Origin of the sequence: Streptomyces sp. NPDC048473 (genome assembly GCF_043200155.1) — a bacterium.
In the GTDB taxonomy this organism is placed as follows: domain Bacteria; phylum Actinomycetota; class Actinomycetes; order Streptomycetales; family Streptomycetaceae; genus Streptomyces.
In genome coordinates this window covers 77,522-104,302 of record NZ_JBICXE010000028.1, presented here as the reverse complement: position 1 = coordinate 104,302, position 26,781 = coordinate 77,522, and the positions used below count along the sequence as shown (strand labels likewise).

At 70.2% G+C, this 26,781-nt stretch carries 23 protein-coding genes, 4 tRNA genes, 1 other RNA gene and 1 pseudogene; 16 read left to right on the top strand and 13 right to left on the bottom strand.

The features are described from left to right. Positions 1-316: 316 nt before the first annotated feature. Positions 317-737, bottom strand: a pseudogene (locus ACGFU7_RS33605) (PIN domain nuclease). Continuing rightward, positions 734-949 (bottom strand): type II toxin-antitoxin system VapB family antitoxin, encoded by a 216-nt coding sequence (locus tag ACGFU7_RS33600; protein WP_393700931.1) that lies wholly within the window; start codon positions 947-949, stop codon positions 734-736. Before ACGFU7_RS33600 ends, ACGFU7_RS33605 begins: the two are co-directional and overlap by 4 nt. 270 nt (positions 950-1,219) lie before the next feature. Between ACGFU7_RS33600 and ACGFU7_RS33595 the strand changes: the two genes are divergently transcribed. Both ACGFU7_RS33595 and ACGFU7_RS33590 read left to right on the top strand, forming a co-directional pair. Then, positions 1,220-1,942, top strand: coding sequence for a TNT domain-containing protein (locus ACGFU7_RS33595; RefSeq protein ID WP_393700918.1), 723 nt, complete (start codon positions 1,220-1,222; stop codon positions 1,940-1,942). A gap of 63 nt (positions 1,943-2,005) precedes the next feature. Then, positions 2,006-2,389: a hypothetical protein gene (locus ACGFU7_RS33590; protein ID WP_393700917.1), complete on the top strand. Its 384-nt coding sequence runs from the start codon at positions 2,006-2,008 to the stop codon at positions 2,387-2,389. Positions 2,390-2,560: 171 nt separating this feature from the next. On the opposite strand, the gene ACGFU7_RS33585 is transcribed toward ACGFU7_RS33590, so the two are convergent. Next, a tRNA-Ser gene (locus ACGFU7_RS33585) sits at positions 2,561-2,648 on the bottom strand. Between the two features lie 131 nt (positions 2,649-2,779). Here ACGFU7_RS33585 and ffs point away from each other — a divergent pair. The 6 genes from ffs (at position 2,780) to ACGFU7_RS33555 (ending at position 11,525) form a co-directional block, all read left to right on the top strand. After that, an RNA gene (gene ffs, locus ACGFU7_RS33580) (signal recognition particle sRNA small type) lies at positions 2,780-2,876 on the top strand. Positions 2,877-2,944: 68 nt separating this feature from the next. Beyond that, positions 2,945-5,146 (top strand): DNA polymerase III subunit gamma and tau, encoded by a 2,202-nt coding sequence (locus tag ACGFU7_RS33575; protein WP_393700915.1) that lies wholly within the window; start codon positions 2,945-2,947, stop codon positions 5,144-5,146. A 116-nt stretch (positions 5,147-5,262) separates the two neighbouring features. Then, the gene (gene purD / locus ACGFU7_RS33570; protein ID WP_393700914.1) at positions 5,263-6,513 is read left to right on the top strand and encodes a phosphoribosylamine--glycine ligase; all 1,251 of its coding nucleotides are present in this window, start codon (positions 5,263-5,265) and stop codon (positions 6,511-6,513) included. A 396-nt stretch (positions 6,514-6,909) separates the two neighbouring features. Next, positions 6,910-8,679 carry a hypothetical protein gene (locus ACGFU7_RS33565; RefSeq protein ID WP_393700912.1) on the top strand — a complete coding sequence of 590 codons (1,770 nt, stop codon included), beginning with the start codon at positions 6,910-6,912 and terminating at the stop codon, positions 8,677-8,679. Between the two features lie 323 nt (positions 8,680-9,002). Then, positions 9,003-10,466, top strand: a complete 1,464-nt coding sequence (locus ACGFU7_RS33560) for a N,N-dimethylformamidase beta subunit family domain-containing protein (protein WP_393700910.1) — start codon at positions 9,003-9,005, stop codon at positions 10,464-10,466. Positions 10,467-10,610: 144 nt separating this feature from the next. Next, the gene (locus tag ACGFU7_RS33555) at positions 10,611-11,525 is read left to right on the top strand and encodes a phosphoribosylaminoimidazolesuccinocarboxamide synthase (protein ID WP_393700908.1); all 915 of its coding nucleotides are present in this window, start codon (positions 10,611-10,613) and stop codon (positions 11,523-11,525) included. Positions 11,526-11,584: 59 nt separating this feature from the next. On the opposite strand, the gene ACGFU7_RS33550 is transcribed toward ACGFU7_RS33555, so the two are convergent. From ACGFU7_RS33550 to ACGFU7_RS33515, 8 genes are all read right to left on the bottom strand, one after another. Beyond that, positions 11,585-11,657, bottom strand: a tRNA-Gly gene (locus ACGFU7_RS33550). A gap of 22 nt (positions 11,658-11,679) precedes the next feature. After that, positions 11,680-12,291 (bottom strand): response regulator, encoded by a 612-nt coding sequence (locus tag ACGFU7_RS33545; protein ID WP_393700906.1) that lies wholly within the window; start codon positions 12,289-12,291, stop codon positions 11,680-11,682. Further along, positions 12,288-13,535: a sensor histidine kinase gene (locus ACGFU7_RS33540; protein ID WP_393700929.1), complete on the bottom strand. Its 1,248-nt coding sequence runs from the start codon at positions 13,533-13,535 to the stop codon at positions 12,288-12,290. Before ACGFU7_RS33540 ends, ACGFU7_RS33545 begins: the two co-directional genes overlap by 4 nt. Positions 13,536-13,554: 19 nt before the next feature. Further along, complete coding sequence (locus ACGFU7_RS33535) at positions 13,555-14,325, bottom strand: ABC transporter permease (RefSeq protein WP_393700904.1); 771 nt, start codon at positions 14,323-14,325, stop codon at positions 13,555-13,557. After that, a complete protein-coding gene (locus tag ACGFU7_RS33530) occupies positions 14,322-15,362 on the bottom strand; it encodes an ABC transporter ATP-binding protein (RefSeq protein WP_393700903.1) in 1,041 nt (346 codons plus the stop codon). The genes ACGFU7_RS33535 and ACGFU7_RS33530 overlap by 4 nt, the downstream gene beginning before the upstream one ends. A 154-nt stretch (positions 15,363-15,516) precedes the next feature. Continuing rightward, positions 15,517-15,589: transfer RNA gene (locus ACGFU7_RS33525), tRNA-Gly, on the bottom strand. A 98-nt stretch (positions 15,590-15,687) separates the two neighbouring features. After that, positions 15,688-15,759 (bottom strand) — tRNA-Gly (locus ACGFU7_RS33520). 209 nt (positions 15,760-15,968) lie between these two features. Beyond that, complete coding sequence (locus ACGFU7_RS33515) at positions 15,969-16,304, bottom strand: Lsr2 family protein (protein WP_393700901.1); 336 nt, start codon at positions 16,302-16,304, stop codon at positions 15,969-15,971. A gap of 383 nt (positions 16,305-16,687) precedes the next feature. Here ACGFU7_RS33515 and purS point away from each other — a divergent pair, with 383 nt between their 5' ends. Genes purS through purL form a run of 3 tightly spaced genes read left to right on the top strand, consistent with a single transcriptional unit; the run spans position 16,688 to position 19,871 of the window. Then, complete coding sequence (gene purS / locus ACGFU7_RS33510) at positions 16,688-16,948, top strand: phosphoribosylformylglycinamidine synthase subunit PurS (RefSeq protein ID WP_176729353.1); 261 nt, start codon at positions 16,688-16,690, stop codon at positions 16,946-16,948. Next, positions 16,945-17,625 carry a phosphoribosylformylglycinamidine synthase subunit PurQ gene (gene purQ / locus ACGFU7_RS33505; RefSeq protein ID WP_393700899.1) on the top strand — a complete coding sequence of 227 codons (681 nt, stop codon included), beginning with the start codon at positions 16,945-16,947 and terminating at the stop codon, positions 17,623-17,625. Before purS ends, purQ begins: the two co-directional genes overlap by 4 nt. Next, positions 17,622-19,871 (top strand): phosphoribosylformylglycinamidine synthase subunit PurL, encoded by a 2,250-nt coding sequence (gene purL, locus ACGFU7_RS33500; RefSeq protein ID WP_393700897.1) that lies wholly within the window; start codon positions 17,622-17,624, stop codon positions 19,869-19,871. Before purQ ends, purL begins: the two co-directional genes overlap by 4 nt. A gap of 198 nt (positions 19,872-20,069) precedes the next feature. Here purL and ACGFU7_RS33495 read toward each other — a convergent pair whose 3' ends face one another. Further along, complete coding sequence (locus ACGFU7_RS33495; protein ID WP_393700933.1) at positions 20,070-20,486, bottom strand: hypothetical protein; 417 nt, start codon at positions 20,484-20,486, stop codon at positions 20,070-20,072. Between the two features lie 116 nt (positions 20,487-20,602). Here ACGFU7_RS33495 and ACGFU7_RS33490 point away from each other — a divergent pair, with 116 nt between their 5' ends. The 5 genes from ACGFU7_RS33490 (at position 20,603) to purM (ending at position 26,077) form a co-directional block, all read left to right on the top strand. Continuing rightward, the gene (locus ACGFU7_RS33490; protein WP_393700896.1) at positions 20,603-21,241 is read left to right on the top strand and encodes a TetR/AcrR family transcriptional regulator; all 639 of its coding nucleotides are present in this window, start codon (positions 20,603-20,605) and stop codon (positions 21,239-21,241) included. 71 nt (positions 21,242-21,312) lie between these two features. Further along, complete coding sequence (locus tag ACGFU7_RS33485) at positions 21,313-22,113, top strand: sterol carrier family protein (RefSeq protein WP_393700894.1); 801 nt, start codon at positions 21,313-21,315, stop codon at positions 22,111-22,113. 36 nt (positions 22,114-22,149) lie between these two features. Next, positions 22,150-22,965: an META domain-containing protein gene (locus tag ACGFU7_RS33480; protein WP_393700892.1), complete on the top strand. Its 816-nt coding sequence runs from the start codon at positions 22,150-22,152 to the stop codon at positions 22,963-22,965. Between the two features lie 451 nt (positions 22,966-23,416). Then, positions 23,417-24,943 (top strand): amidophosphoribosyltransferase, encoded by a 1,527-nt coding sequence (purF, locus tag ACGFU7_RS33475; RefSeq protein WP_393700890.1) that lies wholly within the window; start codon positions 23,417-23,419, stop codon positions 24,941-24,943. 60 nt (positions 24,944-25,003) lie between these two features. Beyond that, complete coding sequence (gene purM / locus ACGFU7_RS33470) at positions 25,004-26,077, top strand: phosphoribosylformylglycinamidine cyclo-ligase (protein ID WP_393700888.1); 1,074 nt, start codon at positions 25,004-25,006, stop codon at positions 26,075-26,077. Positions 26,078-26,263: 186 nt separating this feature from the next. On the opposite strand, the gene ACGFU7_RS33465 is transcribed toward purM, so the two are convergent. Continuing rightward, entirely contained in the window at positions 26,264-26,521 is a 258-nt protein-coding gene (locus tag ACGFU7_RS33465; protein ID WP_030929682.1) for a DUF3073 domain-containing protein, read from the bottom strand. Positions 26,522-26,781: the final 260 nt, after the last annotated feature.

Genomic DNA, 26,781 nt, shown 5'->3' with positions numbered 1-26,781 from the left:
AGCTTCTTCCGCCCCTGCGGCCCCCGGTCCTTACGTATCTCGAAGTCCATTGCATCCCCTGAGCTGGGGTGTTGCAACGACCACTAGAACTCAAGAAGCGGTGGGGCCCTTCGACGTATTGCCCGGTGAGAGCAATGGCGGAGGATACGAGATTCGAACTCGTGAGGGGTTGCCCCCAACACGCTTTCCAAGTCTTCGTCCGGCCGTTCGGGGACAGTCATGGGCGTCCCGACCTGTGGCGGAGCCAGCGGCTACAGGCTCGCTGAACTGTGTTGTACGCCTGCGAATGCGACCGGAACTGAGACCGGACGCTCGTTCATCTACCGGCCTCCGGGCCGTACCACTGCATAGCTTGACCGGTGACGGCGGCGATGCAATCGAAGTCGTGGTCGCGGTGCAGGAGGGTCAGACCCTGGAGTTCTGCGGTGGCGGCAACGACGAGGTCCACAGCTCCCGCACTGCGGTGCCGACCGCGCTGGGTGAGCAGCCCCTGAACCTGCCGGGCGCGGTCGTACGCACGGTCATCGACGGGCGCCGAGCCGAAGCAGCCGCATGTCGTCGATGCCGCGTGTACGGTCTGCGGCGGAGCGGGTGCTGTGGAAGAACTCCAGCTCGGTGATCGGGCAGGTTGCGATGAGTCCTGCCGTGGCGGCCTGGTCCCATCCGTACTGTTCGGCGTCGCCATGAAGGAATCGGGCGAGCGCGCTGGTGTCGATCAGGAACTGGGCCGCGCTCATCGCCGGTAGTCCCTCTTGTCCGTGAAGAGGTCCAGATCGAAGCCCCCTTCGTCCGCTGCCGCGCGCAGTCGAGTGAGAGCGAGGGCCCGTCGGCGGTTCTCGAGCACCTCGCGCAGAGCGGTGTTGACCGTCTCCTTCTTGGTGCTGGTCCCCAGTGCCTGAGCCACGGCGGTCAGTAGTTCGTCGTCGAGGTCGATCACTGATGTCGCGATTCTTGGGGGCGCATCGGCGCCCGTGACCTGGCTGACGCCGGTCCATCGACGGGTACGGCCCCGCACGCGCGGCGGTCATCGCCCATTGGGGCGCGGCGCGCACTCATTCGGGCGCATCACCCGCGCCGTCACTCCCTCTCACTCTCCCCTGTGGTTTGAGTGATCTTCCGCACGTCGTCATTTGTCCTTCCGGGGCTGGTCCGCACGGCCCCTTTCCCGTGCCACCCCGCACCGTGACGACGTCCCCAGACACGATCACCAGGAGTTGTAGTGACATCACCACGACGGTGTGCCGGGCTTGCCGCCGCGGCTGCCCTGCTGGGCTCGCTGTTTCTCGGCGCTCCGGCCGCCCAGGCGGCACCGGTCGCAACGGCCGCCGATGACACGCACCGGCCACACGTCTGCCGGGGCCTGGTACCGGACCCCATTCCGTACGCCCTGCGCTCGGACTATTTCTGCGACGACTGGCGGCTCGGCCCGAAGGAGCTGCCGACCCGTGGGCTGGTGGCGAACACCCTCGACGGCTACCAGCGCCTCGGCAGCCTCACCGCGACCCAGTTCCTGAACCGGTGGTGGGACCCGGCCGCCGACACCGGCCAGGGCGACTGGCGCTACCCGGACGCCGACGGTTACGCGAAGGACCCCCAGGGGCAGCCGGTCGCTGCCGAACTCGTGCTCCACGCGGGTCAGAAGGTCGACCGCTTCGGCAACGAGGCGGGCCGCTATCTGGCACCCGCCGGCACCAAGTACGGGAAGCGGAGCATCCCGCCGTCCAGCCTCAACACCGCCGATCCGCGTCACCCGTACAACTACTACGTGTACCGCGTGACCAGGGACGTCACGGTGTGCGCGGGACCGATCGCCCCGGCGTTCGAGCAGCCCGGCCTGGGCGTCCAGTACGTGACGTCCAGCTCGTACTGCCCGAACATTCCGCGCACCTCCGTGCTGGACCTGGTGCGCAACGGGACCCTGGTGCGGCTCGCGACCTCTTAGCTTCCCGGCTGCGACGGCTGTCGCATGCCTCGTACAGATCGCCCCGGATGGGAGACTGGTTTCGTGGACCGTCATCAGCTGTGCGAGGCGCTGCGGGCAGCCGGAGTTCCCGATGCCCACTACGAGATCCCCGGCTGCCCGGGCGGCCACCCTCCGCTTGAGGGCTACTACCTGGCTCAGCGTGAGGGCGAGTGGATCGTGGGAGTCCACGAGCGCGGCAGACGCGAGGTACTGGAGACCTTCGCCGACGAAAGCCGGGCCTGTGCATGGCTCTACGAACGCCTCACCGACGAGAGTTCGCCGCCTGCCCGGCCCACAGCGACGGAGATGGACGAGCTGCTGCACGACAGTGAGGGCATCGAACGGCGAGCACAGGAGCAGCTCGAACAGGCGCTCGCGGAGAGCCGGCGCGGGACCCGCCACGACCCACCGGCCGATGTCGACTGAGCGGTGCCGACCCGAGGGGCGCCCATGTCTCCCCCGGCTCTTGCGGTCGCGTCGACATCGACCTCCTTCCCGAACGACAACGTCGGGTTGAACATCAAGTTGAGACCACGAACGTCGAAGGGCCCCACTGCAAGCAGCGGGGCCCTTCGACGTATTGCCCGGTGAGAGCAATGGCGGAGGATACGAGATTCGAACTCGTGAGGGGTTGCCCCCAACACGCTTTCCAAGCGTGCGCCCTAGGCCACTAGGCGAATCCTCCGCGGCAAACAATACAAGACGTTGAGGAGTGCTCGCGAACCCGTTCCCCTCCAGCTCACCTCGGGCTCGTCCCGGGCGGTTCCGGAAGGTGGGGCAGTGGACCGGCAGGGGTGGGGATCGGCTAAGGTGGGCATCAGCCCCTCACGTGGCGCTATCTGACTGAACTCCCCCAGGGCCGGAAGGCAGCAAGGGTAGGTCGGCTCTGGCGGGTGCGTGGGGGGCCCTTGTGTTTCCAGGGGGTGCGGCGCTTCGCCGGTCCGGGGCCGGTTGTCAGTCCGCCCGGATAACCTCGTATGTGTGTCGTCCCTTGCGCTGTACCGCCGCTATCGCCCCGAGTCGTTCGCCGAGGTCATCGGGCAGGAGCATGTCACTGACCCGCTGCAGCAGGCCCTGCGGAACAACCGGGTCAATCACGCGTACCTGTTCAGCGGTCCGCGCGGTTGCGGCAAGACGACCAGCGCGCGCATCCTCGCCCGCTGTCTGAACTGCGAGCAGGGGCCGACGCCCACGCCGTGCGGGGAGTGCCAGTCCTGCCAGGACCTCGCGCGCAACGGGCCGGGATCGATCGATGTCATCGAGATCGACGCCGCATCGCACGGTGGCGTGGACGACGCCCGTGACCTGCGGGAGAAGGCGTTCTTCGGGCCCGCGTCGAGTCGTTACAAGATCTACATCATCGACGAGGCGCACATGGTCACATCGGCGGGGTTCAACGCCCTGCTGAAGGTGGTCGAGGAGCCGCCGGAGCATCTCAAGTTCATCTTCGCGACCACCGAGCCCGAGAAGGTCATCGGCACCATCCGGTCGCGTACGCACCACTACCCGTTCCGTCTCGTTCCGCCGGGCACACTGCGCGAATATCTCGCCGAGGTCTGCGGCAAGGAGAACAGCTACGTCGAGGACGGCGTGCTGCCGCTGGTCGTGCGGGCCGGCGCCGGTTCCGTGCGTGACTCGATGTCCGTGATGGACCAGCTGCTGGCCGGCGCGGGCGACGACGGTGTGACATACGCCATGGCGACCTCGCTGCTCGGTTATACGGACGGCTCGCTGCTCGACTCGATCGTGGACGCCTTCGCGGCGGGCGACGGGGCCGCGGCGTTCGAGGTCGTGGACCGGGTGATTGAGGGCGGCAACGACCCGCGCCGCTTTGTCGCCGACCTCCTGGAGCGGCTGCGTGACCTGGTGATCCTGGCCGCCGTGCCGGACGCCGGGGAGAAGGGCCTGATCGACGCACCCGTCGATGTCGTCGAGCGGATGCAGGCCCAGGCGTCCGTCTTCGGTGCTGCCGAGCTGAGCCGCGCCGCCGACCTGGTCAACGAGGGGCTGACGGAGATGCGCGGGGCGACCTCGCCGCGCCTCCAGGTCGAGCTGATCTGCGCCCGGGTGCTGCTGCCCGCAGCCTTCGACGACGAGCGTTCGCTGCAGGCCCGGCTCGACCGGCTGGAGCGCGGCGCATCCTTCGCGACCGCCGGTACGGGGCCTGCCATGGGATACGTACCCGGGCCGGAGGCTCTGGCCCATGCCCCCGTCCCCGTCACCCCGGCCGTGCAGCCCGGCGCCGGACCCGCTGCCGCCCGTGCGGCGGCACGGGGAGAGGCACCCGCCCCCGCGACACCGCCCGCCCCCGCCGCAGCGCCCGCACCCGCCGCAGCGCCCCCGGCGCCCTCGCAGCCCGTGGCGCCCGTCGTTCCTGCCGCTCCGCAGTCGCCTGCCGAGGCCCCGGTCCCGGCTCCCGCGGGCGGCCAGCGTCCCGGCGCCTGGCCCAGCGCCGCCGCGCCGGAATCGGGCCGCCGTCCCGGTGGCTGGCCCACCGCTTCCGCCCCCGGCCAGTCGCCGGTCCCGCAGGCAGCCCCGGCCCCCGCCCCGGCCCAGGCCGCGCCCGCGGCACCGGTGCCCGCCGCCGCCGAGCCCGGCCCGGGGATGACGCAGGGCGCCGGCCAGGTACGGAACATGTGGCCGGACATCCTGGAGGCCGTGAAGAACCGCCGCCGGTTCACCTGGATCCTGCTCAGTCAGAACGCCCAGGTCACCGGCTTCGACGGCAGCACCCTGCAGATCGGCTTCCTGAACGCGGGCGCGCGCGACAACTTCACGAGCAGCGGCAGCGAGGATGTGCTGAAGCAGGCCCTCGCCGAGCGGTTCAACGCACAGTGGAAGATCGAGGCGATCGTCGACCCGTCGGGCGGCGCGGGCGCACCCCCGCAGACCGGCGGCGGCCGCCCCTCCGCCTCCGCAACGCCCGCGCCGCAGCGTCCGGCCCCCGCGCCCCAGCAGGGTTACGAACCCCGGCCCGCCCCGCACCAGCAGCCGAGCGCCGCACCCGCCGCGGAGCCCGTACCGCAGTCCTACTCCGCGCCCGAACCCCCGCGCTCGGTCGCTCCCGAGGACGACACCCCCGAGGCGGACGACCCGGACCTCGTCGACTCGGCGCTCTCCGGGCACGACCTGATCGTCCGCGAACTGGGCGCCACGGTCGTCGAGGAGTTCACCAACGAGTAGCAACGAGTGCGGGGTGCGCTCCGGGGTGCCCGGGTCGCCCGCCCGGGGCGAGCCCAGTGTGTCCACGGAGCGGCGTCCGTCAAGGTCGCGTCGCCCCGGCGGCTAGGCTGCATCCCGTGAAGGTCCTCGTCATCGGCGGCGGCGCCCGCGAACACGCCCTGTGCCGCTCTCTCTCCCTCGACCCCGACGTCACCGCTCTGTACTGCGCTCCCGGCAACGCCGGCATCGCGGAGGTGGCCGAACTGCACCCGGTCGACGCACTCGACGGCAACGCCGTCGCGCGCCTCGCCACTGAACTGGGCGCCGAGCTGGTGGTCGTCGGCCCGGAGGCGCCGCTCGTCGCCGCGGTCGCCGACGCCGTGCGCGCCGCGGGCATCCCCTGCTTCGGCCCCTCCGGTGAGGCGGCCCAGCTGGAGGGTTCCAAGGCGTTTGCCAAGGACGTGATGGCCGGGGCCGGCGTCCCGACCGCCCGCAGCTACGTCTGCACCACCCCTGCCGAGATCGACGCGGCCCTCGATGCCTTCGGCGCCCCGTACGTCGTCAAGGACGACGGTCTCGCGGCCGGCAAGGGCGTCGTCGTCACCGACGACGTCGAGGCGGCCCGCGCCCACGCCCTGGCCTGCGACCGCGTGGTCATCGAGGAGTTCCTCGACGGCCCCGAGGTCAGCCTCTTCGCGATCACGGACGGCACCACCGTGCTGCCGCTCCAGCCCGCGCAGGACTTCAAGCGTGCCCTGGACAACGACGAGGGCCCGAACACCGGCGGCATGGGCGCGTACTCCCCGCTCCCGTGGGCCGACCCCAAGCTGGTCGATGAGGTCATGCAGTCGGTGCTCCAGCCGACCGTCGACGAGCTCCGCCGCCGTGGCACCCCGTTCTCCGGGCTGCTGTACGCGGGCCTCGCGATCACCTCGCGCGGCGTCCGGGTGATCGAGTTCAACGCCCGTTTCGGTGACCCCGAGACCCAGGTGGTCCTGGCCCGTCTGAAGACCCCGCTGGCCGGTGTCCTGCTGGGCTCCGCCAACGGCACCCTCGACGAGCTGCCCCCGCTCAAGTGGCGCGACGAGGCCGCCGTCACCGTGGTCATCGCCTCGCACAACTACCCGGGTACGCCGCGCACGGGTGACCCGATCGAAGGGCTCGACGATGTGGCGGCGCAGGATGCCCCGCATGCGTACGTCCTGCACGCCGGGACCAGGCGGGACGGCGACACGATCGTCAGCGCGGGCGGCCGGGTGCTGTCCGTGACCGCGACCGGCAAGGACCTTGCAGGCGCCCGTGAGCGTGCCTACACGGCGGCGGCCCGGATCCGGCTCGACGGCTCGCAGTTCCGTACGGACATTGCCCAGAAGGCCGCGGAGGCCTGAGACCGCAGCGGTCCGGACGGGTCCGCAGCGGTCCGGACGGGTCCGCAGCGGTCCGGACGGGTCCGCAGCGGTCCGGACGGGTCCGCAGCGGTCCGGGCGGGTCCGCACTCGGATCGGACGGGTCCGCCCCAGTCGCGGCTCAGGCCCGCCCCGGCCCCCCGTCGACACCCACTGACGCGCCGCTGCCCCAAGGACAGCGGCGCGTCAGCACCTTTGCCCAAAGCCATTCCATCGAGTGACGGCTGCGCCATCCGGATGACGCCCGCCGAGGCCCCAACTAGGGTGCGGCGCAAGCATTCCGGCACTTGGCCCACTGGCATTGCGATGTCAGTGACGGGTGCCACAGTGGGGGAGTGAGCAACACCGCCGCGGGGGCAGAGGGGGTGACGTCCGGCCGTGTCCGGTACCGGTACAAGTGAGGAGTTGGGTGCGCAGAGTGCGCGCGCCCGGGCTCTCGCTCTGCTGCGCATCCGCAGCAGAGCGACAGCCGCAGCCATCCTGCCGGCGGCGGTGGCCGTCGTGCTGCTCGTCGCGGGCGCACAGGGCCATGCCGTCGGCAGCGGCTGGGACACGGCGCGCTGGGTCGTGACGGCCTGCGCGGTCGTCGTGCTCCTGCTCGCCGCGGCGGTCGCGGTCGCGATCGCACGGGCGAGGCCGGCGGTCAGTCCGACCGTCCCGCTCCCGGAGGATGCCGCCCCCGATCTCTACCGCCTGGTCAGGGACCTCGCCGAACGGCTCGGGGTTCCCGCGCCCTCGGCGATAGCGCTCACGCCCGACTGCGACAGCTGGCTGGAGGACCGCACACACCCCTCGGCGCAGCCCGCCGCAGGCCCCGCAGCGGATCAGGGAACGCGTTCCGCGGGCCGGATCCGTCGTCGGGTCCAGGCCGCTCCCGTGCTGGTCATCGGTTCGCCGTTCCTGTGGTGGATGCGGGTCGCTGAGCTACGGGCGGTGCTCGCCCCGGTCGTCGCGGGCACGGGCCCCTCCGCGCATCCCGACATAGCCGCGGCGCGTCGTTTCGTACGAGGGCTGGACGGAGCGGTTGCCGACGCGGCCGCGCCCGTTTCCGGGCCGCTGTCCCGGGTGCGCAGAGTGCCGCGGGCCTTCGTCGGCTGGGTCGCCCGGTTGCTGCTGCGCAGTTGTCGCACGCACGCCGCGGAGATGGAGCGGGGCGTAGCCGCCGCCGCGTCGGTTCGTGCACAGGGTGTGGATTACGGTCTGCGGATCGTCGCCCAGGAGCAGGTCGGGCTCGCCTACGCGGGCTGGGACCGGCTGCTCACCCGGGTCGCGCTGCCCGCCTGGCGGATGGGCCGTTGGCCGTCCCGGCTGGACGCGGGCGTCGTGTCCGCCCTCACCGAGCTCTCCCGGCGCGACCGGCTCGCCGACGGATTCACCTCGCGGCTGGGCGAGCGCCCTGCCTGTGACCTCCTGGAGGAGCCGGGCGCGGCCGACGAGGCGGCATCGCTGCTGGCGGCCCGGCTCTTCCACGGCGGCCCGGCGGAGACCGGTCCTGACTGGTCGCCGGTCGACTGGCAGCAGTATCCGGAAGAGGTGGTCGACCGGAAGTGGCGCGCCGAGGCCGCACGCCTGCACCGTGTCCTCGACTCGCTGGGTACGGAGCCCGCGTCGCCCGCCGACGGCTCCTCGGACGATCCCGACTGTCCCGCGTATCCCGTCGACGCCGGAGTGCCCACGCTGGCCCGTGTCGTCGAGCATCTGGCCGGCCGGCGTGGGAGCGGCGAGGAGCTCGCGGCCGGCATCAGCGCCGCGGTGGCCCGCGAGGAGGCGGCGGCCCAACAGCCGCCCCCGGCCGGCGGCACATCGAGCCCGGCGGGCGCCCGGAGCACCGCTCACACGGGTGGGGACGTCCTGGACTTCTGGGGCCCCGACCCCCTCCCGCTCTTCCCGCTCCAGCCGCCCCGTACGGGTACGGAACTGCTCGCCGACCACGTCGCGGCGATGGTCTGCTGCGCCGCCGTCGACACGGCGGGTGCGGCGCCCGGACTCGACTGGCTCGACGGTCCCGCGCTGCTGGTCGGCGGCGAGCGCCGGGCGGATCTGGGCAGTCCCGTCCTCAGCCTGGTCGAGGACGGGGATGCGGGGCCGCTGTGTTCCTGGCTCGCCTCGGTCGGCGTACGCATCGACAAACCCGTCCGCCTCGTCTGAACCATGAACCTCGGCGACCTCGGCGACCTCGGCGATCTCGATGACAGAGCTGAGCCACAGCATCTCCACTCTGCTCAGAGACACCGCCGCCGGGGGCCGCCGCACCCCCAATACCCGGAAGGGCACGTTCCGTTCACGTCAATTCGCGACGAACGGTGACGGAGTGCGTGCGTTATGTGATGTGCTGGGGATCGACGCTGACAGCCGGCGCATCACTGTTGGCGCACCGATGACGCACGGCCGGTGACGAATTCCAGTCATCACCGGTGGCGATCGACCGTTGTCTCACAGTTGTCTCTGGGGACTAGAGGGAGGGAAGCGGTATGGGGGCGGAGCAGATTCGCCGATGGGAGTCGGGTGCCCTCGCGCACGCCGTCTCCGACCCCTTCGGCCAGGGCCCGCTGCCATGGCTGCGCGGCAGTGAGAACTACTTCGACGACACCGGACATGTCGTCCCCTGGTACGCGGACCCCACCCTGGCCCGCAGCTCCACCGACGGCGGTACCCGTACGGCCGACGATGTGCACCGCCAGATCAAGGGCTTCATCTCCACGGGCGCCGCGGCCCCCGGAGAGGCGATCGACTTCCACATCACCGTGGACCCGCCCCAGCAGTTCTCCGTGGACATCTACCGCATCGGTCACTACGGGGGCGACGGCGCCGCCAAGATCACCACGAGCCCCCGGCTCTCCGGCATCGTCCAGCCCGCCCCGCTCACTGCCGACCGCACGGTCTCCTGCCACCACTGGTGGCAGTCCTGGCGGCTGCAGATCCCCACCTACTGGTCGATCGGCGCGTACGTCGCCGTGCTCACCACGGTCGACGGATACCGCTCCCACATCCCGTTCACGGTCCGCGACGACCACCCGGCCGATCTGCTGCTGGTCCTGCCGGACATCACCTGGCAGGCGTACAACCTCTACCCGGAGGACGGCCGCACCGGCGCCAGCCTCTACCACGCCTGGGACGAGCAGGGCCGCCTCCTGGGCGAGGAGGACGCCGCGGTCACCGTCTCCTTCGACCGCCCGTACGCGGGCGCCGGTCTGCCACTCCACGTCGGTCATGCCTACGACTTCATCCGCTGGGCCGAGCGGTACGGCTACGACATCGCGTACGCCGACACCCGCGATCTGCACGCGGGCCGGATCGACCCGGGCCGCTACCGGGGCCTGGTCTTCCCCGGCCATGACGAGTACTGGTCGGTGCCCATGCGCCGTACCGTCGAACTCGCCCGCGACGGCGGCACCTCGCTCGTCTTCCTCTCCGCCAACACCATGTACTGGCAGGTCAGCCTCTCCCCGTCGCCGTCCGGCGTCCCGGACCGGCTGCTCACCTGCCGCAAGCGCCACGGCCCGGGAAAGCCCGCGCTCTGGCGCGAGATCGACCGCCCCGAGCAGCAGCTCCTCGGCATCCAGTACGCGGGCCGGGTCCCCGATCCGCACCCCCTGGTCGTACGGAACGCCGAGCACTGGCTGTGGGACGCGACGGACGCCGGCGAGGGCGACGAGATCGAGGGCCTGGTCGCGGGCGAGGCCGACCGCTACTTCCCGCGCACCGCACTCCCCGAGCACGAGAACCGCATCCTGCTCGCCCACTCCCCGTATCAGGACAGCGAAGGGGTCAAGCGCCACCAGGAGACCTCCCTGTACCGGGCCCCGTCCGGCGCACTCGTCTTCGCCTCCGGCACCTTCGCCTGGTCCCCGGCGCTGGACCGCCCCGGCCATGTGGACCCCCGCATTCAGCGGGCCACTGCCAATCTCCTCGACCGCATCTGCAAACGCGCCTGAAAAGCAAACGCGCCTGAATAGCAAACGCGCCTGAAACGCCTCCGAGGCCACGGCACTCGGCGCCACGGACGCCCCGCTCCACCCCGCCGCACCCCGATACGGGAGAATCGGTACGACTCCTGGATCAACCTACGCGGAGGCAGCGTGTCCGGATTTGTAGAAAAGCCCGAACCAGTGCAGGTCCCGGGGCTCACCCACCTCCACACCGGCAAGGTGCGCGACCTGTACCGGAACGAGGCGGGCGACCTCGTCATGGTCGCCAGCGACCGCATGTCCGCGTACGACTGGGTCCTGCCGACCGAGATTCCGGACAAGGGCCGGGTGCTCACCCGGCTCTCGCTGTGGTGGTTCGACCAGCTCGCCGACCTCGTACCGAACCACGTCCTGTCCGCGGAACTCCCCACCGGAGCCCCCGCGGACTGGGCCGGCCGCACACTGATCTGCAAGTCGCTGCGGATGGTCCCGGTCGAGTGCGTCGCCCGCGGCTACCTCACCGGCTCCGGCCTCGTCGAGTACAAAGAGTCCCGCACGGTCTGCGGCCTCGCGCTGCCCGAGGGCCTCGTCGACGGCTCCGAACTCCCGGCGCCGATCTTCACCCCCGCCACCAAGGCGGCCGTCGGTGACCACGACGAGAACGTGAGCTACGAGGAGGTGGCCCGCCAGGCCGGCGCGGAGACCGCCGCCCAGCTGCGCCGCACCACGCTGGACGTGTACAGCAGGGCCCGTGACATCGCGCGCGAGCGCGGGATCATCCTCGCCGACACGAAGTTCGAGTTCGGCTTCGCTCCCACGGCCGACGGCGGCGAGGAGCTGATCATCGCGGACGAGGTGCTGACCCCGGACTCCTCCCGCTTCTGGCCCGCGGCCACCTGGGAGCCGGGCAGGGCCCAGCCCAGTTACGACAAGCAGTTCGTGCGCGACTGGCTGACCTCGCCGGCCTCCGGCTGGGACCGCAAGAGCGAGCAGCCGCCCCCGGCGCTGCCCCAGGAGATCGTGGACGCGACCCGGGCGAAGTACCTGGAGGCATACGAACTCCTCACCGGCACGCCCTGGCAGTAGCAGCTCCCGGAACACGAAGAAGCCCCCGGCCGAAAGGCCGGGGGCTTCTTGCTGAACCGAGCGGACGACCAGGTTCGAACTGGCGACCTCAACCTTGGCAAGGTTGCGCTCTACCAACTGAGCTACGTCCGCAAGCGCCGAAGCGCGAGGACCACTATACCCATCCGCGCTCGCGTGCGAGACGCACCGCAGCATGACGGTTCTCCGCCCCGAGCTTCGAGGCGGCCGCCGAGAGGTAGTTCCGCACGGTTCCCTGCGACAGCGACGCCCGCTCCGCGATCTCCGCGACCGGCGCCCCGTCGGCCGCGAGTTCCAGCACCTCGGCCTCGCGCGCGGTCAGCGGCGAGTCCCCGGCGGAGATCGCATCGGCCGCCAACTCCGGGTCCACATAACGGTTTCCGGCGTGCACGGTACGGATGATCCCGGCCAGCTGCCGGGCGCTGACGGTCTTCGGTACGAAGGCCCGCACGCCCGCCGCGAGTGCCCGCTTCAGATGTCCCGGCCGGCCGTGACTCGTCACGATCATCGTCCGGCAATCGGGCAGTTCGGTCCGCAGGGATGTGGCGACGCTCACACCGTCGGCGCCCGGCATCTCCAGATCGAGGACCGCCACATCGGGACGATGGGCCCGCGCCATGGCCAGCGCCTCCGGACCGGTCGCCGCCTCCGCGACCACCACGAGGTCGTCCTCCAGGGCGAGGAGCGCGGCCAGCGCGCCCCGGATCAGATGCTCGTCGTCGGCGAGCAGCACCCGTACAGCCGTCATCGTCGTTCCTCCTGAAGAGCAAGAGCCGTGCGCGACCGCGGCAGCGGGATCGTGGCCGTCAGCCGGAACAGCCCGTTCCCCGCCGGACCCGCGTCCATCGAACCGTCGAGCGCGTGAAGCCGCTCCCGCAGTCCGGCCAGCCCGGAACCGCCCGGCCCGGCGACGGCCTGCGTCGCCCCGTCGTTCTCCACCTCCAGCACCACCACGTCCGCCGAAGCGCGCAGCCGGATCACGCAGTGCCGCGGATCGCCGTGCCGCAGCACATTGGTCGCCGCCTCTCGCACCACCCAGCCGAGCGCCGACTGCACGGGCGCGGGCAGCGGACCGCCGTCATCGCCCTCCACCGCGCACTCGATCCCGGCCGCCCGCAACACGCTCTGCGCGCCCACGAGTTCGGTACTCAGATCGGCCTCCCGGTATCCCCGTACGACATCGCGCACCTCCTGCTGGGAGGCGCGGGCGATACGCATCACCTCGACCATCTGGTCCACGGCCGCAGGCTTGCCGCGCTGGGCCAGCTCCACCGCCAGCTCGCTCTTCAGTGCGATCACGGCCAGATTCCGGCCCAGGACGTCGTGCATGTCCCGGCCGAACCGCAGCCGCTCCTCGGCGACCGCCAGCCGCGTCTCCACGTCCTGCGCCTCACGGAGCTTGAACATCACGCCCAGCGACCAGGCGGACATCCGCGTGGTGACGGACATCATCCCGCCGCCGAACGCCGTGGCGATGAACGCAGACGCCACCAGCGCACCGCCGCCGCCGAGCAGATCCACCACAGCGCACACCCCGACAGCGACGGCGAGCTGCTGAAGCAGTGCCACCCACTTCTGGACGAAGAGTACGAACGCGCAGGAGAAGGGCACCACGCAGGCGCTGAGCACAAGCTCCAGCTGCGGGAAGTCACGCACGCCGGCGAACGAGGCGAGAGCCAGCATCGCCGCCGCGTTCGCCACCAGCAGTACGGCTCCGACGGCGACCAGCCGCCGGTCCACGGTTCCCCGGCCCAGATACTCCTTGAGCCCCCCGGCGGTCAGCGCCGTCCCGCAGACCCCCTGGGCGACGGCGAGGAGGATCGCCGCGGCGATCAGCGCCGCGGGCGCCGTGTCGCGCACGAGCCGTGTCACCGACATCAGGGTCTGCACCACCGCCGCGCACCACACCAGGCCGTACAGCGTGCCGCGCGTATACAGGTCGACCTTGTCGAACCCGCTGCGGCCGCGCCAGCCCCGTACCCGCCACTGCATCCACACGGCACAACCCCTCTCAGCGTCGAGGTTCCCAGCGGAACCACCTTTGCACAGCAAACACGGCCAGTACCGTCCAGGCCAGCGCGGTCAGCCCCGCCCCGAGCAGGTCATGCCCGTCCGCCCCGCCGAGCCAGCCCGCCCGTACGAGCGTCATCACCCCGGTCACCGGCAGCAGTTCGCACACGGACGCCACCCGGTCCGGCAGGACCTCCAGCGGTACGAAGAGCCCGGAACCCATCATCGAGCCGAGAAATAGCGGCAGCGTGGTGATCTGCGCCGTCTGTACGGTCCGGGTCATCGCGGACGTGGCGGCGGCCAGCGCCGCCAGCAGCACCACACCCAGCAGCAGGCCCGCGACGAGCAGTTCGGGCCGCTCGGGCGCACCGAGGCCGAAGAGCACCGCGCCGGCCAGGACCACCAGCACCGTCTGCACCAGCGCCAGCGCGACCGACGGAAGCGCGGTCCCGGCGAGGATCTCCCGGTCGGCGATCTCGCCGGTACGCAGCCGCTTCAGGACCAGGTCCTCGCGCCGCGCCACATAGGCAGCGACCAGGTTCATGTAGACGACCTGCATCAGCACCATGCCGATGCCGCCGCTGAGCGCCGCCCCGGCCACGGTCAGCCCGGTCCCGCCCAGATCGATCTGTTCCAGCGTCGACTTCATCGCCGCGACCATCGCCAAAGGCACCAGCAGCGCGACGAAGACCGCCGTCCTGTTCCGGGCGAGCAGGGTCAGCTCGGCCCGCCCGAGAGCGTTCAGCCGCCCGGACATCGTTGTGCTCGTCATGCGGCAGCCACCCTCTGCGTCTGCGAATCCGTCTCCGACGCGCTCTGCGCGATATCGAGAAATGCCTCTTCGAGCGAGGCCGACCGGGCATCGAGCCCGAGCAGCCGTACGTCCGACTCCCGCGCCCAGAGCAGCAGCTCACCCAGCGACTCCTGCAGCCGGTGGGTACGGATCTCGACCCTGTGGCCCTCGGCGGCTGCCAGCAGCGTCAGCGGAAGCCTTGCCGCCGGGACTTCTTCGGGCAGCTGGAACCGGATGCGGGCGGGGCGGGCCGCCGTCACCTCGGCGGTGGTGCCCGCCGTCACGATCCGCCCCCGGTGCATGATCGCCAGCCGGTCGGCGAGCGCCTCGACTTCCTCCAGGTAGTGCGTGGTGAGCAGGACGGTGATCCCGTCGTCGCGCAGCCCCCGTACCAACTCCCAGGTGTCGCGCCGCCCCTCTGCGTCGAGTCCGGTGGTCGGCTCGTCCAGGAACAGCACTTCGGGGCGGCCGAGCAGGGCCAGCGCGAGGTCGAGGCGGCGCCGCTCGCCGCCGGAGAGCTGCTTGACCCGTACGCGCGCCCGGTGGGTGAGCCCGACCAGGTCCAGCGCCTCACCGGTCGGCCGGGCGCCGCTGGTGCACCCCGCCCACATCCGAACGGTCTCGGTGACCGTCAGCTCGGACGGGAAGCCACCCTCCTGGAGCATCACGCCGATCCGCGGCCGGACGGCGGCGCGCTCGCGGTACGGGTCGTGGCCGAGCACCCGCACCGTGCCGCCGTCGGGCCGGGCCAGGCCCTCCAGCAGTTCGACGGTGGAGGTCTTTCCGGCGCCGTTCGTGCCGAGCAGGGCGAAGAGTTCGCCGCGCGCCACCGAGAAGGAGACACCGGACACGGCCTCGAAGCCGCCGGCATAGCGCCGCCGCACACCGCCGGCCTCGATCACAGGATCGGTCGCGGGATCGATCACGGAGTCGTTCGCGAAACCGGTCGCGAAATCTGCTGTGATGCCCGCCATGGCGCCGCCCGCACGGTCGCTGGGAATGTCGTCGCTGGTCATGCCTACAGATTTCCGCCGGATCGGCGCCGCGAGCAGTGCGAGCTGTCACCGCTGCTCATGACAAACGTCATGAGCACGAGGCAAGGAGCGCGGAAGGGAATACGACGAAGGCCCTGGTCGATATCGACCAGGGCCTCCGAACAAACCGATCAAGAGCGGACGACGAGATTCGAACTCGCGACCCTCACCTTGGCAAGGTGATGCTCTACCAACTGAGCCACGTCCGCATTGCTGCCGCTCATCGTACTCCCCTTGAGGAGATCCATCGGGCGGTGCGAGCACTACCCTACCGGATCCACCGAAGTGGTCGGTAAGAGTGATGCAGAGCGGGTGACAGGAATTGCACACTGCGCCTTCCCCCTGGAAGGGGGATGTTCTGCTACTGAACTACACCCGCACGCTGCGTGAGGTTCGGCTTTGCGGCCTTGCCCTTCGGCGTGCTCCAGACTTTAGCCGACCTGCAGGGGTGTAGCGCAAGTCGGTGGCCACGGGGTGTCGCCGAGGCGTGCGCCGGAGCGTTCGAGAGTGTTCGCCGACCGGTCCCGGCGGGCGGTCCGGGGGCCGGCCCGAACGACCCGTCCGGGCGATCCGTCCGGGGCCGGGATCTCAACTGGCTTCGCGGAACGCCTCGTAGACCTTCTTGGGGATCCGGCCGCGGGCCGGCACCTCCATCCGGTGGGAGCGGGCCCAGGCGCGCACGGCCGCCGGGTCGGGTGCGAGTGAGGTGTGCCGGTACAACACAGGGGTCTTGCCGCGCTTACCGGCATTTGTCTGCTTTCGACCGGCCGCCATGTACGGCGCCAGGACCTTGCGCAGTTTCTTTGCATTGGACGGATTGAGGTCGATCTCGTACGACTTCCCGTCCAGGGCGAAGGTGACCGTTTCCGCCGCTGCTCCCCCGTCGATGTCGTCGAAGAGGGTGACCACTACGCGCTGAGCCACGGATATCGGTCCTTTCCTACGGCAGCGGCGCGTCTGACATGCGCTGATGCCGGCCTTCCGGCTGTTAGGCGGATGCGAGTCGACCGGTGTCGACTGTTTAGGGTCAATGCTGCATTCCCCGGTAATCATTTGTACAGCGGTGGGTGCCGCATTGTGAAGCCCACCCAATTACCTCCGCGTGTCAGCCTTCTATGTGTGCTGCCGGTGAGGATTTTTTTTGCAGGACTTTCCCCGTGTGTTGTCACCGCCGATATCTGGGCGTGATCAAGGGCGCTCGATATCTACCCGCGTAGAATTTCTGGGCAGGTAGGCTGAGGGAACCTGCGGGGGTCTGGGGAGCCCCCCGGAGAAACAGCCGCACCACACCACCACCGGGAGTGCCAGTGGCACGCGTCGTAGTCGACGTCATGCTCAAGCCGGAGATCCTCGACCCGCAGGGACAGGCGGTGCAGCGTGCACTGCCCCGTCTCGGCTTCGAGGGAATCGCGGACGTACGTCAGGGAAAGCGTTTCGAGCTCGAGGTCGAGGGGCCGGTCGACGACGCCGCCCTCAGCCGTATTCACGAGATGGCCGAGACTTTCCTCGCCAACACCGTCATCGAGGACTTCACCGTGAAGGTGGAGAAGGCCGAGGAGTCGAAGTGACTGCTCGCATCGGAGTCGTCACCTTTCCCGGCACGCTCGACGACCGGGACAGCCTGAGGGCCGTACGGGTCGCGGGCGCCGAACCCGTATCGCTGTGGCACCGGGACAAGGACCTGCACCAGGTCGACGCGGTCATCCTGGCGGGCGGCTTCTCCTACGGCGACTATCTGCGGGCCGGAGCCATCTCCCGCTTCTCGCCGGTCATGGAGACGATCATCGAGAACGCGCGGGCCGGGATGCCGGTCCTCGGTATCTGCAACGGCTTCCAGATCCTGACCGAGGCGCATCTGCTGCCCGGCGCGATGCTGCAGAACAACCACCTGCACTTCATCTGCCGCGATCAGAAGCTGCGCGTCGAGAACGCGGAGACCGCCTGGACCTCGGACTACTCCGCGGGCCAGGAGATCTCCGTACCGCTCAAGAACATGGACGGGCGTTACGTCGCCGACGAGCGCGTGCTCGACGAGCTGGAGGCGGAGGGCCGGGTCGCCTTCCGCTACCTGGACAGGAACCCCAATGGCTCGCTGCGCGACATCGCCGGCATCACCAACGCTGCGGGCAATGTCGTCGGCCTGATGCCGCACCCGGAGCACGCCGTCGAGCCGCTGATCGGAACCGGTCGTACCGACGGCCTCGGTTTCTTCACCTCGATCATCAAGAAGCTGGTCAACGCATGAGCCTGGATACGGTCAAGCACGCGGCCGAGACCCCGGACGTCGCGCAGCCCTGGAAGGATCTCGGCCTCAAGGAGGACGAGTACGCCCGGATCCGCGAGATCCTGGGCCGCCGTCCCACCGGCGCCGAGCTCGCCATGTACTCCGTGATGTGGTCCGAGCACTGCTCGTACAAGAGCAGCAAGGTCCACCTCAAGCAGTTCGGCGAGAAGGTCCCCGTCAACGACGCGATGCTCGTCGGCATCGGCGAGAACGCCGGTGTGGTCGACGTCGGTCAGGGTTACGCGGTCACCTTCAAGGTCGAGTCGCACAACCACCCCTCGTACATCGAGCCCTACCAGGGCGCGGCGACCGGCGTCGGCGGCATCGTCCGCGACATCCTCGCCATGGGTGCCCGCCCGGTCGCGGTCGTCGACCCGCTGCGCTTCGGCGCGGCCGACCACCCCGACACCAAGCGCGTCCTGCCGGGCGTCGTCGCCGGTATCGGTGGCTACGGCAACTGCCTGGGTCTGCCGAACATCGGCGGCGAGGTCGTCTTCGACGCCTGCTATCAGGGCAACCCGCTGGTCAACGCCGGCTGCATCGGCGTGATGAAGCACGAGGACATCCACCTGGCCCAGGCCTCCGGCCCCGGCAACAAGGTGATCCTCTACGGCGCCCGCACCGGCGGCGACGGCATCGGCGGCGTCTCCGTGCTGGCCTCGGAGACCTTCGAGTCGACCGGCCCGGCGAAGCGCCCGGCCGTCCAGGTCGGCGACCCGTTCCAGGAGAAGCTCCTCATCGAGTGCACCCTGGAGATCTTCAAGGAGAAGCTCGTCGCGGGCATCCAGGACCTCGGCGGCGCCGGGCTCTCCTGCGCCACGTCCGAGCTGGCCTCCGCGGGCTCCGGCGGTATGCGCGTCGAGCTGGACACCGTGCCGCTGCGCGACTCCTCCCTCTCGCCCGAGGAAATCCTCATGAGCGAGTCGCAGGAGCGCATGTGCGCGATCGTCGAGCCGCAGCACGTCGGGCGCTTCCTGGAGATCTGCGAGAAGTGGGACGTCATCGCCACCGTCATCGGTGAGGTGACCGAGGGCTCCCAGCTGGAGATCTTCTGGCACGGCGAGCAGATCGTGGACGTGCCGCCGCGGTCCGTCGCCCACGAGGGTCCGACGTACCACCGCCCGTTCGCCCGCCCGTCCTGGCAGGACGCGCTGCAGGCCGACGACGCGAACAAGCTCGCCCGTCCGGCGAACGGCGCCGAGCTGCGCGAGCAGGTTCTCAAGCTGGTCGCTTCCCCGAACCAGGCCTCGAAGGCGTGGATCACGGACCAGTACGACCGGTTCGTGCAGGGCAACACCGTGCTCGCGATGCCCGAGGACGCCGGCATGGTCCGGATCGACGAGAAGTCGAACCTGGGCGTGGCCATGTCGACCGACGGCAACGGCCGGTACGCCAAGCTCGACCCGTACACCGGCGCACAGCTCGCGCTGGCGGAGTCGTACCGCAATGTCGCCGCCTCCGGCGCCAAGCCGCTCGCGATCTCGGACTGCCTGAACTTCGGTTCGCCCGAGGACCCGGACGTCATGTGGCAGTTCGCCGAGGCCACCCGTGGTCTCGCGGACGGCTGCCTGGAGCTGGGCACCCCGGTCACCGGCGGCAATGTGTCGCTGTACAACCAGACCGGTGAGACGGCGATCCACCCGACGCCGGTCGTGGCCGTGCTCGGTGTGATCGACGATGTCACCCGGCGTACGCCGGTCGCCTTCGCGGAAGAGGGCCAGCTCCTCTACCTGCTGGGCGACACGCGTGAGGAGTTCGGCGGCTCGGCCTGGTCCGAGGTCATCCACGACCACCTGGGCGGCATGCCGCCCGAGGTCGACCTGGGCCGCGAGAAGCTGCTCGGCGAGATCCTGATCTCGGCGTCCCGCGACGGCATGATCGACGCGGCGCACGACCTCTCCGACGGCGGTCTGATCCAGGCGGTCACCGAGTCCTGCCTCCGTGGTGGGAAGGGTGCCCGGCTGGTCGTGCCGGACGGTCTGGACGCGTTCACCTTCCTCTTCTCGGAGTCGGCGGGGCGCGCGGTCGTCTCGATTCCGCGCAGCGAGGAGCTCCGCTTCAACGACATGTGCGGGGCGCGGGGTCTGCCCGTCACCCGTATCGGTGTCGTGGACGGCGAGGAGATCGAGATCCAGGGCGAGTTCAGCATTCCGCTGAGCGAGCTGCGCACGGCGCACGAGGAGACCATTCCGGGTCTGCTCGCCTGACGCCTGATCCTGATCGAGGACGGCCCCGCCCGGTTCATGGGCGGGGCCGTCCTCGTTTCGTCCGGTTCGGCGGATCCGGAGCTCTGGGAATTCCGCTGGCCGCATGTGCATTTCTGACCCGTGGAATTCCGTCCACCGGCGGGGTGGTGGCGTTCTGCCGAATGGGCAGGCATTCACCTCCGGCGGTACGAGCAGGGCTCAGGCCGAGGCCGCCACCGGCGCGGGCGGCTGTTCCCGAGCCGCCCGGTCCGGCTCACGGCGTGCGGGCAGCCGGGTCGCCAGGACGGCTGCCAGGAGCATCACGCCGGTCGCGGACCGGAAGACGACGTTCGTCGAGGCGGCGAAGGCGGCCATCGCCTGCTGGTGGGAGTGGCCGGTCAGCCGGCCGATGGTGCTGGTCGTGCCGCCCGGCCCGCGGGCCGTGTACACCCGGCTGAGTACGGACCGGGCGCCGCGCGAGGGGATCTTGTCGACGCCGTGCGCCGGATCGAGATCGCGGACGATCGGCACGGTCGCCGACGAAACGATGTTCGTGTCGAGCACGGCCAGCAGGATCGTGGCGATGCGGAGCATCAAGCCGATGGCGCGCTGACGGTGGGTCATGGCTGCGGACATGACGGGACTCCCCTCCACAGCGGCGTGGCGCCGCTGTGGGCGCACCACCATGCCATAAAAATATATCTGGTCAATATTTAATCCGAGATTAATCTTCATCCTGGTACAGTGACGCCATGACTGAGGGGATGAGCCTGCGCGAGCGCAAGAAGCTCCAGACGCGACACCGTCTGCTGACCGCGGCCACCGAGCTCTTCGCCGAGCGCGGCTTCGACAAGGTCTCGGTCGCCGAGATCGCCGAGGCGGCCGAGGTGTCGAAGATGACCGTCTTCAACTACTTCGCCGGCAAGGAGGACTTGGTCCTCGCTCCCATGGAGGAGCACGTCGGCGATGTCGCACGGGTGGTACGGGAGCGGGCCCCCGGTGAGTCCGCGGCGGCCGCCGTGCGGTGTCAGTTCCTGGCAGCCATCGAGGCCCGTGACCCCTCGGCCGGGATGAGCGACGCACCGGTGGTGCTCGGACTGCGACGGCTGATTCAGGAGACCCCGGCACTGCTCATCCGGGCCCATGCGTTCTCCATGCGCTCCTTCGGTCTGCTCGCCGAAGTCCTGGTCGAGGAGGGGGAGGAGCCGTCCATCTCCCGGATCGCGGCCACCCAGCTGATCGGCACCCGCAACGCCCTCATCCACGCGAACCAGCTGCGGCTGCTGGCGGGGGAGTCGGCCGATGCGGTCGCGCCGGATGCCGTCGCGCTCGCCGAGCGCGGCTTCGACCTGCTCGACAAGGGGCTCCGCGACTTCGCGACCAGGTCCTGAGGCCGCCGGCCGGACAGGGCTCAGGGCCTGGTCGGCCCTGAGCCGCCGGACACCCCCTAGGCTCCTGGACCATGCCGCCGTCCCAGAAACGAGCCCGCCGCTACGACCCGGTCAGGACCCGCACCGCGGTCCTGGCGCAGTTCGCCCATGTCCGGGAAGCCGTCCGCGCCCTGACGCCCGGACAGCTCGCACTGCCGACCCGGCTCGGGGACTGGACGGTGCGCGAGCTGGCCGTCCATCTGACCATGGCGCTCTCGCACGTCACGCGGAATCTGGAGCTGCCCGAACCCGCCTCGCCGAAGCCTGATCTGACGCTCCTCGAATGGCCGTTCTCGACCGCGGACCGGGCCGCCCGCATCGCCGACGACACCAAGGCGCTCGCCGCGGACCGTCCGGACCTGGACGCGCTGTACGGGGAGGTCGCCGGCCGGTTCGAGGAGCTGGTGCCCGGCGCCCCCGAGGACCGGCTGCTGCCGACCCGGGTCGGTGCGATGCGGCTCGCCGACTTCCTGGTCACCCGTACCGTCGAACTCGTCGCGCACACCGACGATCTGAACGAGGCAGCCGGCCTCACCATCCCGTACGACCGGCAGGCACTCGCCGCCTGTACCCGGCTGCTCGCCGACGCCCTCGCGGAGAAGGCGCCGGGCGGCTCGGTCGAGGTGCGTGTCCCGCCGTTCGCCGTCGTCCAGTGCGTCCAGGGCCCCAAGCACACACGCGGTACGCCGCCCAATGTCGTCGAGACCGATCCGCTCACCTGGATCCGGCTCGCCACGGGGCGTACGGAGTGGGCCCAGGCACTCGACGCGGCGAAGGTCAGCGCCAGCGGCGAGCGGGCCGACCTCGCCGCGCTGCTGCCCCTGATGGGGTGAGGGGAACCGGACGACTGCCCGGACCGTCCCAGGGCCATGTGGAAACAACGTACGGCCGTCGGAGTCCTGGCCCTCCTCGCCCTGGCCGCCTGCGGTACGGAGACGGGCGCCGGGACCGGGTCCGGCGCCGGCGGTGGCGCCGTGCGGACCGATCTGCCCGTCACCGGTGTCCGCTGGGACGTCGACTCGGTGACGGTCGACGGGAAGCGGACCGCTGCCCCGTCCGACGCCCGTGTCGAGATCGACTCCAAGGGCCGGGCCACCGGAAACTACGGCTGCAACCACTTCACCGCCGATGTCCGCATCGACGGCGAGACGATCACCGTCGGGCCGGGCACGAGCACTGGGATGGCCTGCGAGAAGGACGTCCAGCGGTTCGAGGCGGCCATGTCCCGCACGTTCGGCGGCAAACTGACCGCGGCCATGGCGAAGAAGACCCTCACCCTGACCACGGAGAAGGGCGACTCCATCGCCCTCACGGCGCAGCCCCCGGCCCCGCTCACCGGCACCACCTGGACGGTCACCACCCTGGTCTCCGGCACGGTCGCCTCGCCGCTGCCCGCGGGTGCGCAGGACAAGGCGCGGATCGTCTTCGGCAAGGACGGCTCCGTACACGGCAGCTTCGGCTGCAACAGCTTCCGCGGCCGGGCGAAGGTCTCCGGCTCCACCATCACCTTCGGCCGGATCGACGGCACCAAGATGATGTGCCCGGCCCCCCGGATGAAGCCGGAGCGCGAACTGCTCGCGATCCTGGACGGCCGGACGACGTACGAGATCGACCACCGCACCCTGTCCCTCACCGCGGAGAACGGCAAGGGACTCGGCGCATCGGCCCCCGGGACAACGGGCTGACTCCTGACTCAGGAATCCGTCGGGTACGGCAACAGGCCGGCGTTCGTTCCCTTCCAGTCGCCCGGCAGCGCTGCCGGAACCCCGCCGCAGCACCGCCGCAGGCCCCCGAGAGGCCGCATACCGGGCTCCCGAGTGTGAGGCTCACCACGAAACGGATGTTCGGCCGGACTCCACGCCGGAGCGTCGACCGGCTCACCGAGCGCCACCATCCGGCCCGGCAACCCCCCTGCCCCGAGTGGCCGGAACTAGCCGGTAACCGGCCGGTGGTCCGGGCGACCGCCGCCCTGCGGCCGGTCCGCGCCCCGTCCCGCACCTCACCGCGACCCGGAAGCGATCACTCCGAGTGATCGCCCGAACCGCCCCCCGAACCGCCCTCGGGAGCGCTTCCCCGGTGCTCGGGCCCGGTATCCCGAATTCGGACCAGTGGTCGATCTCGCCTACACTCGGTGGCGTGCCCCGTGGTGATGGACGACTCAACCACGACCTGCTCCCCGGAGAGAAAGGCCCCCAGGACGCTTGCGGCGTCTTCGGTGTCTGGGCTCCGGGTGAAGAGGTCGCCAAGCTCACCTATTTCGGACTGTATGCCCTGCAGCACCGTGGACAGGAGTCCGCGGGCATCGCAGTGAGCAACGGGTCCCAGATCCTGGTCTTCAAGGACATGGGACTGGTCTCGCAGGTCTTCGACGAAACGTCTCTGGGATCGCTCCAGGGCCATATCGCGGTCGGTCATGCCCGCTACTCCACCACCGGTGCCTCGGTGTGGGAGAACGCGCAGCCGACGTTCCGTGCGACCGCGCACGGCTCGATCGCCCTGGGTCACAACGGCAACCTGGTCAATACGGCCCAGCTCGCCGAGATGGTCGCCGACCTTCCCCGCAAGGACGGCCGCGCCACCCAGGTCGCCGCGACGAACGACACCGATCTGGTGACGGCGCTGCTCGCCGGCCAGACCGATGACGACGGCAAGCCGCTCACCATCGAAGAGGCCGCCGCAAAGGTGCTCCCCGATGTGAAGGGCGCCTTCTCCCTCGTCTTCATGGACGAGCACACCCTTTACGCCGCCCGCGACCCGCAGGGCATCCGCCCGCTGGTTCTCGGCCGTCTTGAGCGCGGCTGGGTGGTGGCCTCCGAGTCCGCCGCCCTCGACATCTGCGGTGCCAGCTTCGTCCGCGAGATCGAGCCGGGCGAGCTCGTCGCCATCGACGAGAACGGCCTGCGCACCTCGCGCTTCGCGGAAGCGAAGCCCAAGGGCTGTGTCTTCGAGTACGTCTATCTGGCCCGCCCCGACACCGACATCGCCGGGCGGAACGTCTACCTCTCCCGGGTGGAGATGGGCCGCAAGCTGGCCGCCGAGGCCCCGGCCGAGGCCGATCTGGTCATAGCGACTCCGGAGTCCGGCACGCCCGCCGCCATCGGTTACGCGGAGGCCAGCGGCATCCCGTTCGGCGCCGGTCTGGTCAAGAACGCCTACGTCGGCCGGACCTTCATCCAGCCTTCCCAGACCATTCGCCAGCTGGGCATCCGCCTCAAGCTGAACCCGCTCAAGGAAGTCATCAAGGGCAAGCGCCTGGTGGTCGTCGACGACTCGATCGTCCGCGGCAACACCCAGCGCGCACTGGTCCGGATGCTCCGCGAGGCCGGTGCCGCCGAGATCCACATCCGGATCTCGTCCCCGCCGGTGAAGTGGCCCTGCTTCTTCGGCATCGACTTCGCGACCCGCGCCGAGCTGATCGCCAACGGCATGACGGTCGACGAGATCTGTACGTCGATGGGTGCCGACTCGCTCGCGTACATCTCGCTCGACGCGATGATCGAGGCGACGACGATCGCCAAGCCGAACCTGTGCCGCGCCTGCTTCGACGGTGAGTACCCGATGGAGCTGCCGGACCCGGAGCTGCTCGGCAAGCAGCTGCTGGAGACCGAGCTGGCGGCAGGCCCTGCGGCGACCGCCGCGTCCGACGCACTGCGTCGTCCGTGACGGCCCAGCCGTACACCTCTGGCCACCAGCCCCGTATTTCCACACGAAAGATCCCAGGCAATGTCTGAGACAACAGGTGCTTCCTACGCGGCAGCGGGCGTCGACATCGAGGCCGGCGACCGTGCCGTCGAGCTGATGAAGGAGTGGGTGAAGAAGACGCAGCGCGCCGAAGTCGCGGGCCTTGGCGGCCTGGGCGGTTTCGCCGGACTCTTCGACGCCTCCGCCCTCAAGCGTTACGAGCGTCCGCTGCTCGCCTCCGCCACCGACGGCGTCGGCACGAAGGTCGACCTCGCCCGCAAGATGGGCGTGTACGACACCATCGGCCACGACCTCGTCGGCATGGTCGTCGACGACCTGGTCGTCTGCGGTGCCGAGCCGCTCTTCATGACCGACTACATCTGCGTCGGCAAGGTGCACCCCGAGCGTGTCGCGTCCATCGTGAAGGGCATCGCCGAAGGCTGTGTCCTCGCCGGCTGCGCCCTGGTCGGCGGCGAGACCGCCGAGCACCCGGGTCTCCTCGGTCCGGACGACTTCGATGTCGCGGGCGCCGGTACGGGCGTGGTCGAGGCCGACCATCTGCTCGGCCCGGAACGTATCCGTAAGGGTGACGTCGTGATCGCCATGGCGTCGTCCGGTCTTCACTCCAACGGGTACTCGCTCGTCCGTCACGTGGTCTTCGACCGGGCCGGCTGGGCGCTGGACCGCGAGGTCGAGGAGTTCGGCCGGACGCTCGGCGAGGAGCTCCTGGAGCCCACCAAGATCTACTCGCTGGACTGCCTGGCCCTCACCCGTACGACCGAGGTGCACGGCTTCAGCCACGTCACCGGCGGCGGCCTGGCCAACAACCTGGCCCGGGTCGTCCCGGACGGACTGCACGCCAGGGTCGACCGTTCCACCTGGACGCCCGGCGCGGTCTTCGACCTGGTCGGCAAGGCGGGTCAGGTCGAGCAGCTGGAGCTGGAGAAGACGCTGAACATGGGCGTCGGCATGATCGCGATCGTCCCGGCCGAGTCCGTGGACGTGGCCCTGACGACGCTGGCCGACCGCGGGGTCGATTCCTGGGTCGCGGGCGAGATCACGGAGCGCGGAGCGCACACCTCGGGCGCGGAGCTCGTCGGCGGGTACGCGCGATAAGCACGGGCGGGCACACCGGGGCAGCCCGGTGGCCGCTCAGTCCTCGGTCGCCGGGATTCCAGCACGTCCGGCGATCGAGGAGAGCGTCGAGGACACCGGAATCCGCCAGAGCGGCCGGACCGGATCGGGGTAGCACAGAACCCGGTCCGGGACAGGCCCGGACCGGGTTGATGTGTCAGCGCGAGGTCAAGCGCCGCGGCGCTGTGACGACGGACCGGACTGATCGTCCTCGTCCTCGTCCTCGTCGTCGTTGTACAGATCCGCGTACTGTGCGTACGGGTCATCTTCCTCGTCGTCGTCCTCGAACGGCTCTGCGTTCGGTGGTTGACTCGAAGGCGATGCGCCCAGCTCATTGGCCAGACGCGACAGGTCAGTCCCGCCGCTGCTGTACTTCAGCTGGCGGGCGACCTTTGTCTGCTTGGCCTTTGCCCGGCCGCGCCCCATGGCTCGACCCCCTCGGTGACGGGGCTCGACGGCCCCAGAGTCTTGACACGCGTTCATGTTTCAGGACGGACTCTCGGCAGAGAGACCGTGCCCGTAGGGCTTTAACGGTACCTGCTTCCGCGGCCATACGGTACGCCGCCCGCATCACACGCCCCGGAAGAGGACCGGCGAGACGCCCTGTCCTCGCTGGTCAACTGCGATTTTAACCTCTTCTTGGCATGCGACCCGCCGACCGGCGTGAGTCTTGTCTCGCCGGTCGG

What these genes read in the sequence shown, in the direction of transcription:
- ACGFU7_RS33535 (WP_393700904.1), bottom strand. Translation starts at nt 14,325, where the DNA reads ATGACGAGCACAACGATGTCCGGGCGGCTGAACGCTCTCGGGCGGGCC.
- ACGFU7_RS33490 (WP_393700896.1), top strand. Translation starts at nt 20,603, where the DNA reads ATGACTGAGGGGATGAGCCTGCGCGAGCGCAAGAAGCTCCAGACGCGA.
- purL (WP_393700897.1), top strand. Translation starts at nt 17,622, where the DNA reads ATGAGCCTGGATACGGTCAAGCACGCGGCCGAGACCCCGGACGTCGCG.
- ACGFU7_RS33485 (WP_393700894.1), top strand. Translation starts at nt 21,313, where the DNA reads ATGCCGCCGTCCCAGAAACGAGCCCGCCGCTACGACCCGGTCAGGACC.
- ACGFU7_RS33560 (WP_393700910.1), top strand. Translation starts at nt 9,003, where the DNA reads ATGGGGGCGGAGCAGATTCGCCGATGGGAGTCGGGTGCCCTCGCGCAC.
- ACGFU7_RS33480 (WP_393700892.1), top strand. Translation starts at nt 22,150, where the DNA reads ATGTGGAAACAACGTACGGCCGTCGGAGTCCTGGCCCTCCTCGCCCTG.
- purM (WP_393700888.1), top strand. Translation starts at nt 25,004, where the DNA reads ATGTCTGAGACAACAGGTGCTTCCTACGCGGCAGCGGGCGTCGACATC.
- ACGFU7_RS33465 (WP_030929682.1), bottom strand. Translation starts at nt 26,521, where the DNA reads ATGGGGCGCGGCCGGGCAAAGGCCAAGCAGACAAAGGTCGCCCGCCAG.
- ACGFU7_RS33540 (WP_393700929.1), bottom strand. Translation starts at nt 13,535, where the DNA reads ATGCAGTGGCGGGTACGGGGCTGGCGCGGCCGCAGCGGGTTCGACAAG.
- ACGFU7_RS33545 (WP_393700906.1), bottom strand. Translation starts at nt 12,291, where the DNA reads ATGACGGCTGTACGGGTGCTGCTCGCCGACGACGAGCATCTGATCCGG.
- ACGFU7_RS33530 (WP_393700903.1), bottom strand. Translation starts at nt 15,362, where the DNA reads ATGACCAGCGACGACATTCCCAGCGACCGTGCGGGCGGCGCCATGGCG.
- ACGFU7_RS33495 (WP_393700933.1), bottom strand. Translation starts at nt 20,486, where the DNA reads ATGTCCGCAGCCATGACCCACCGTCAGCGCGCCATCGGCTTGATGCTC.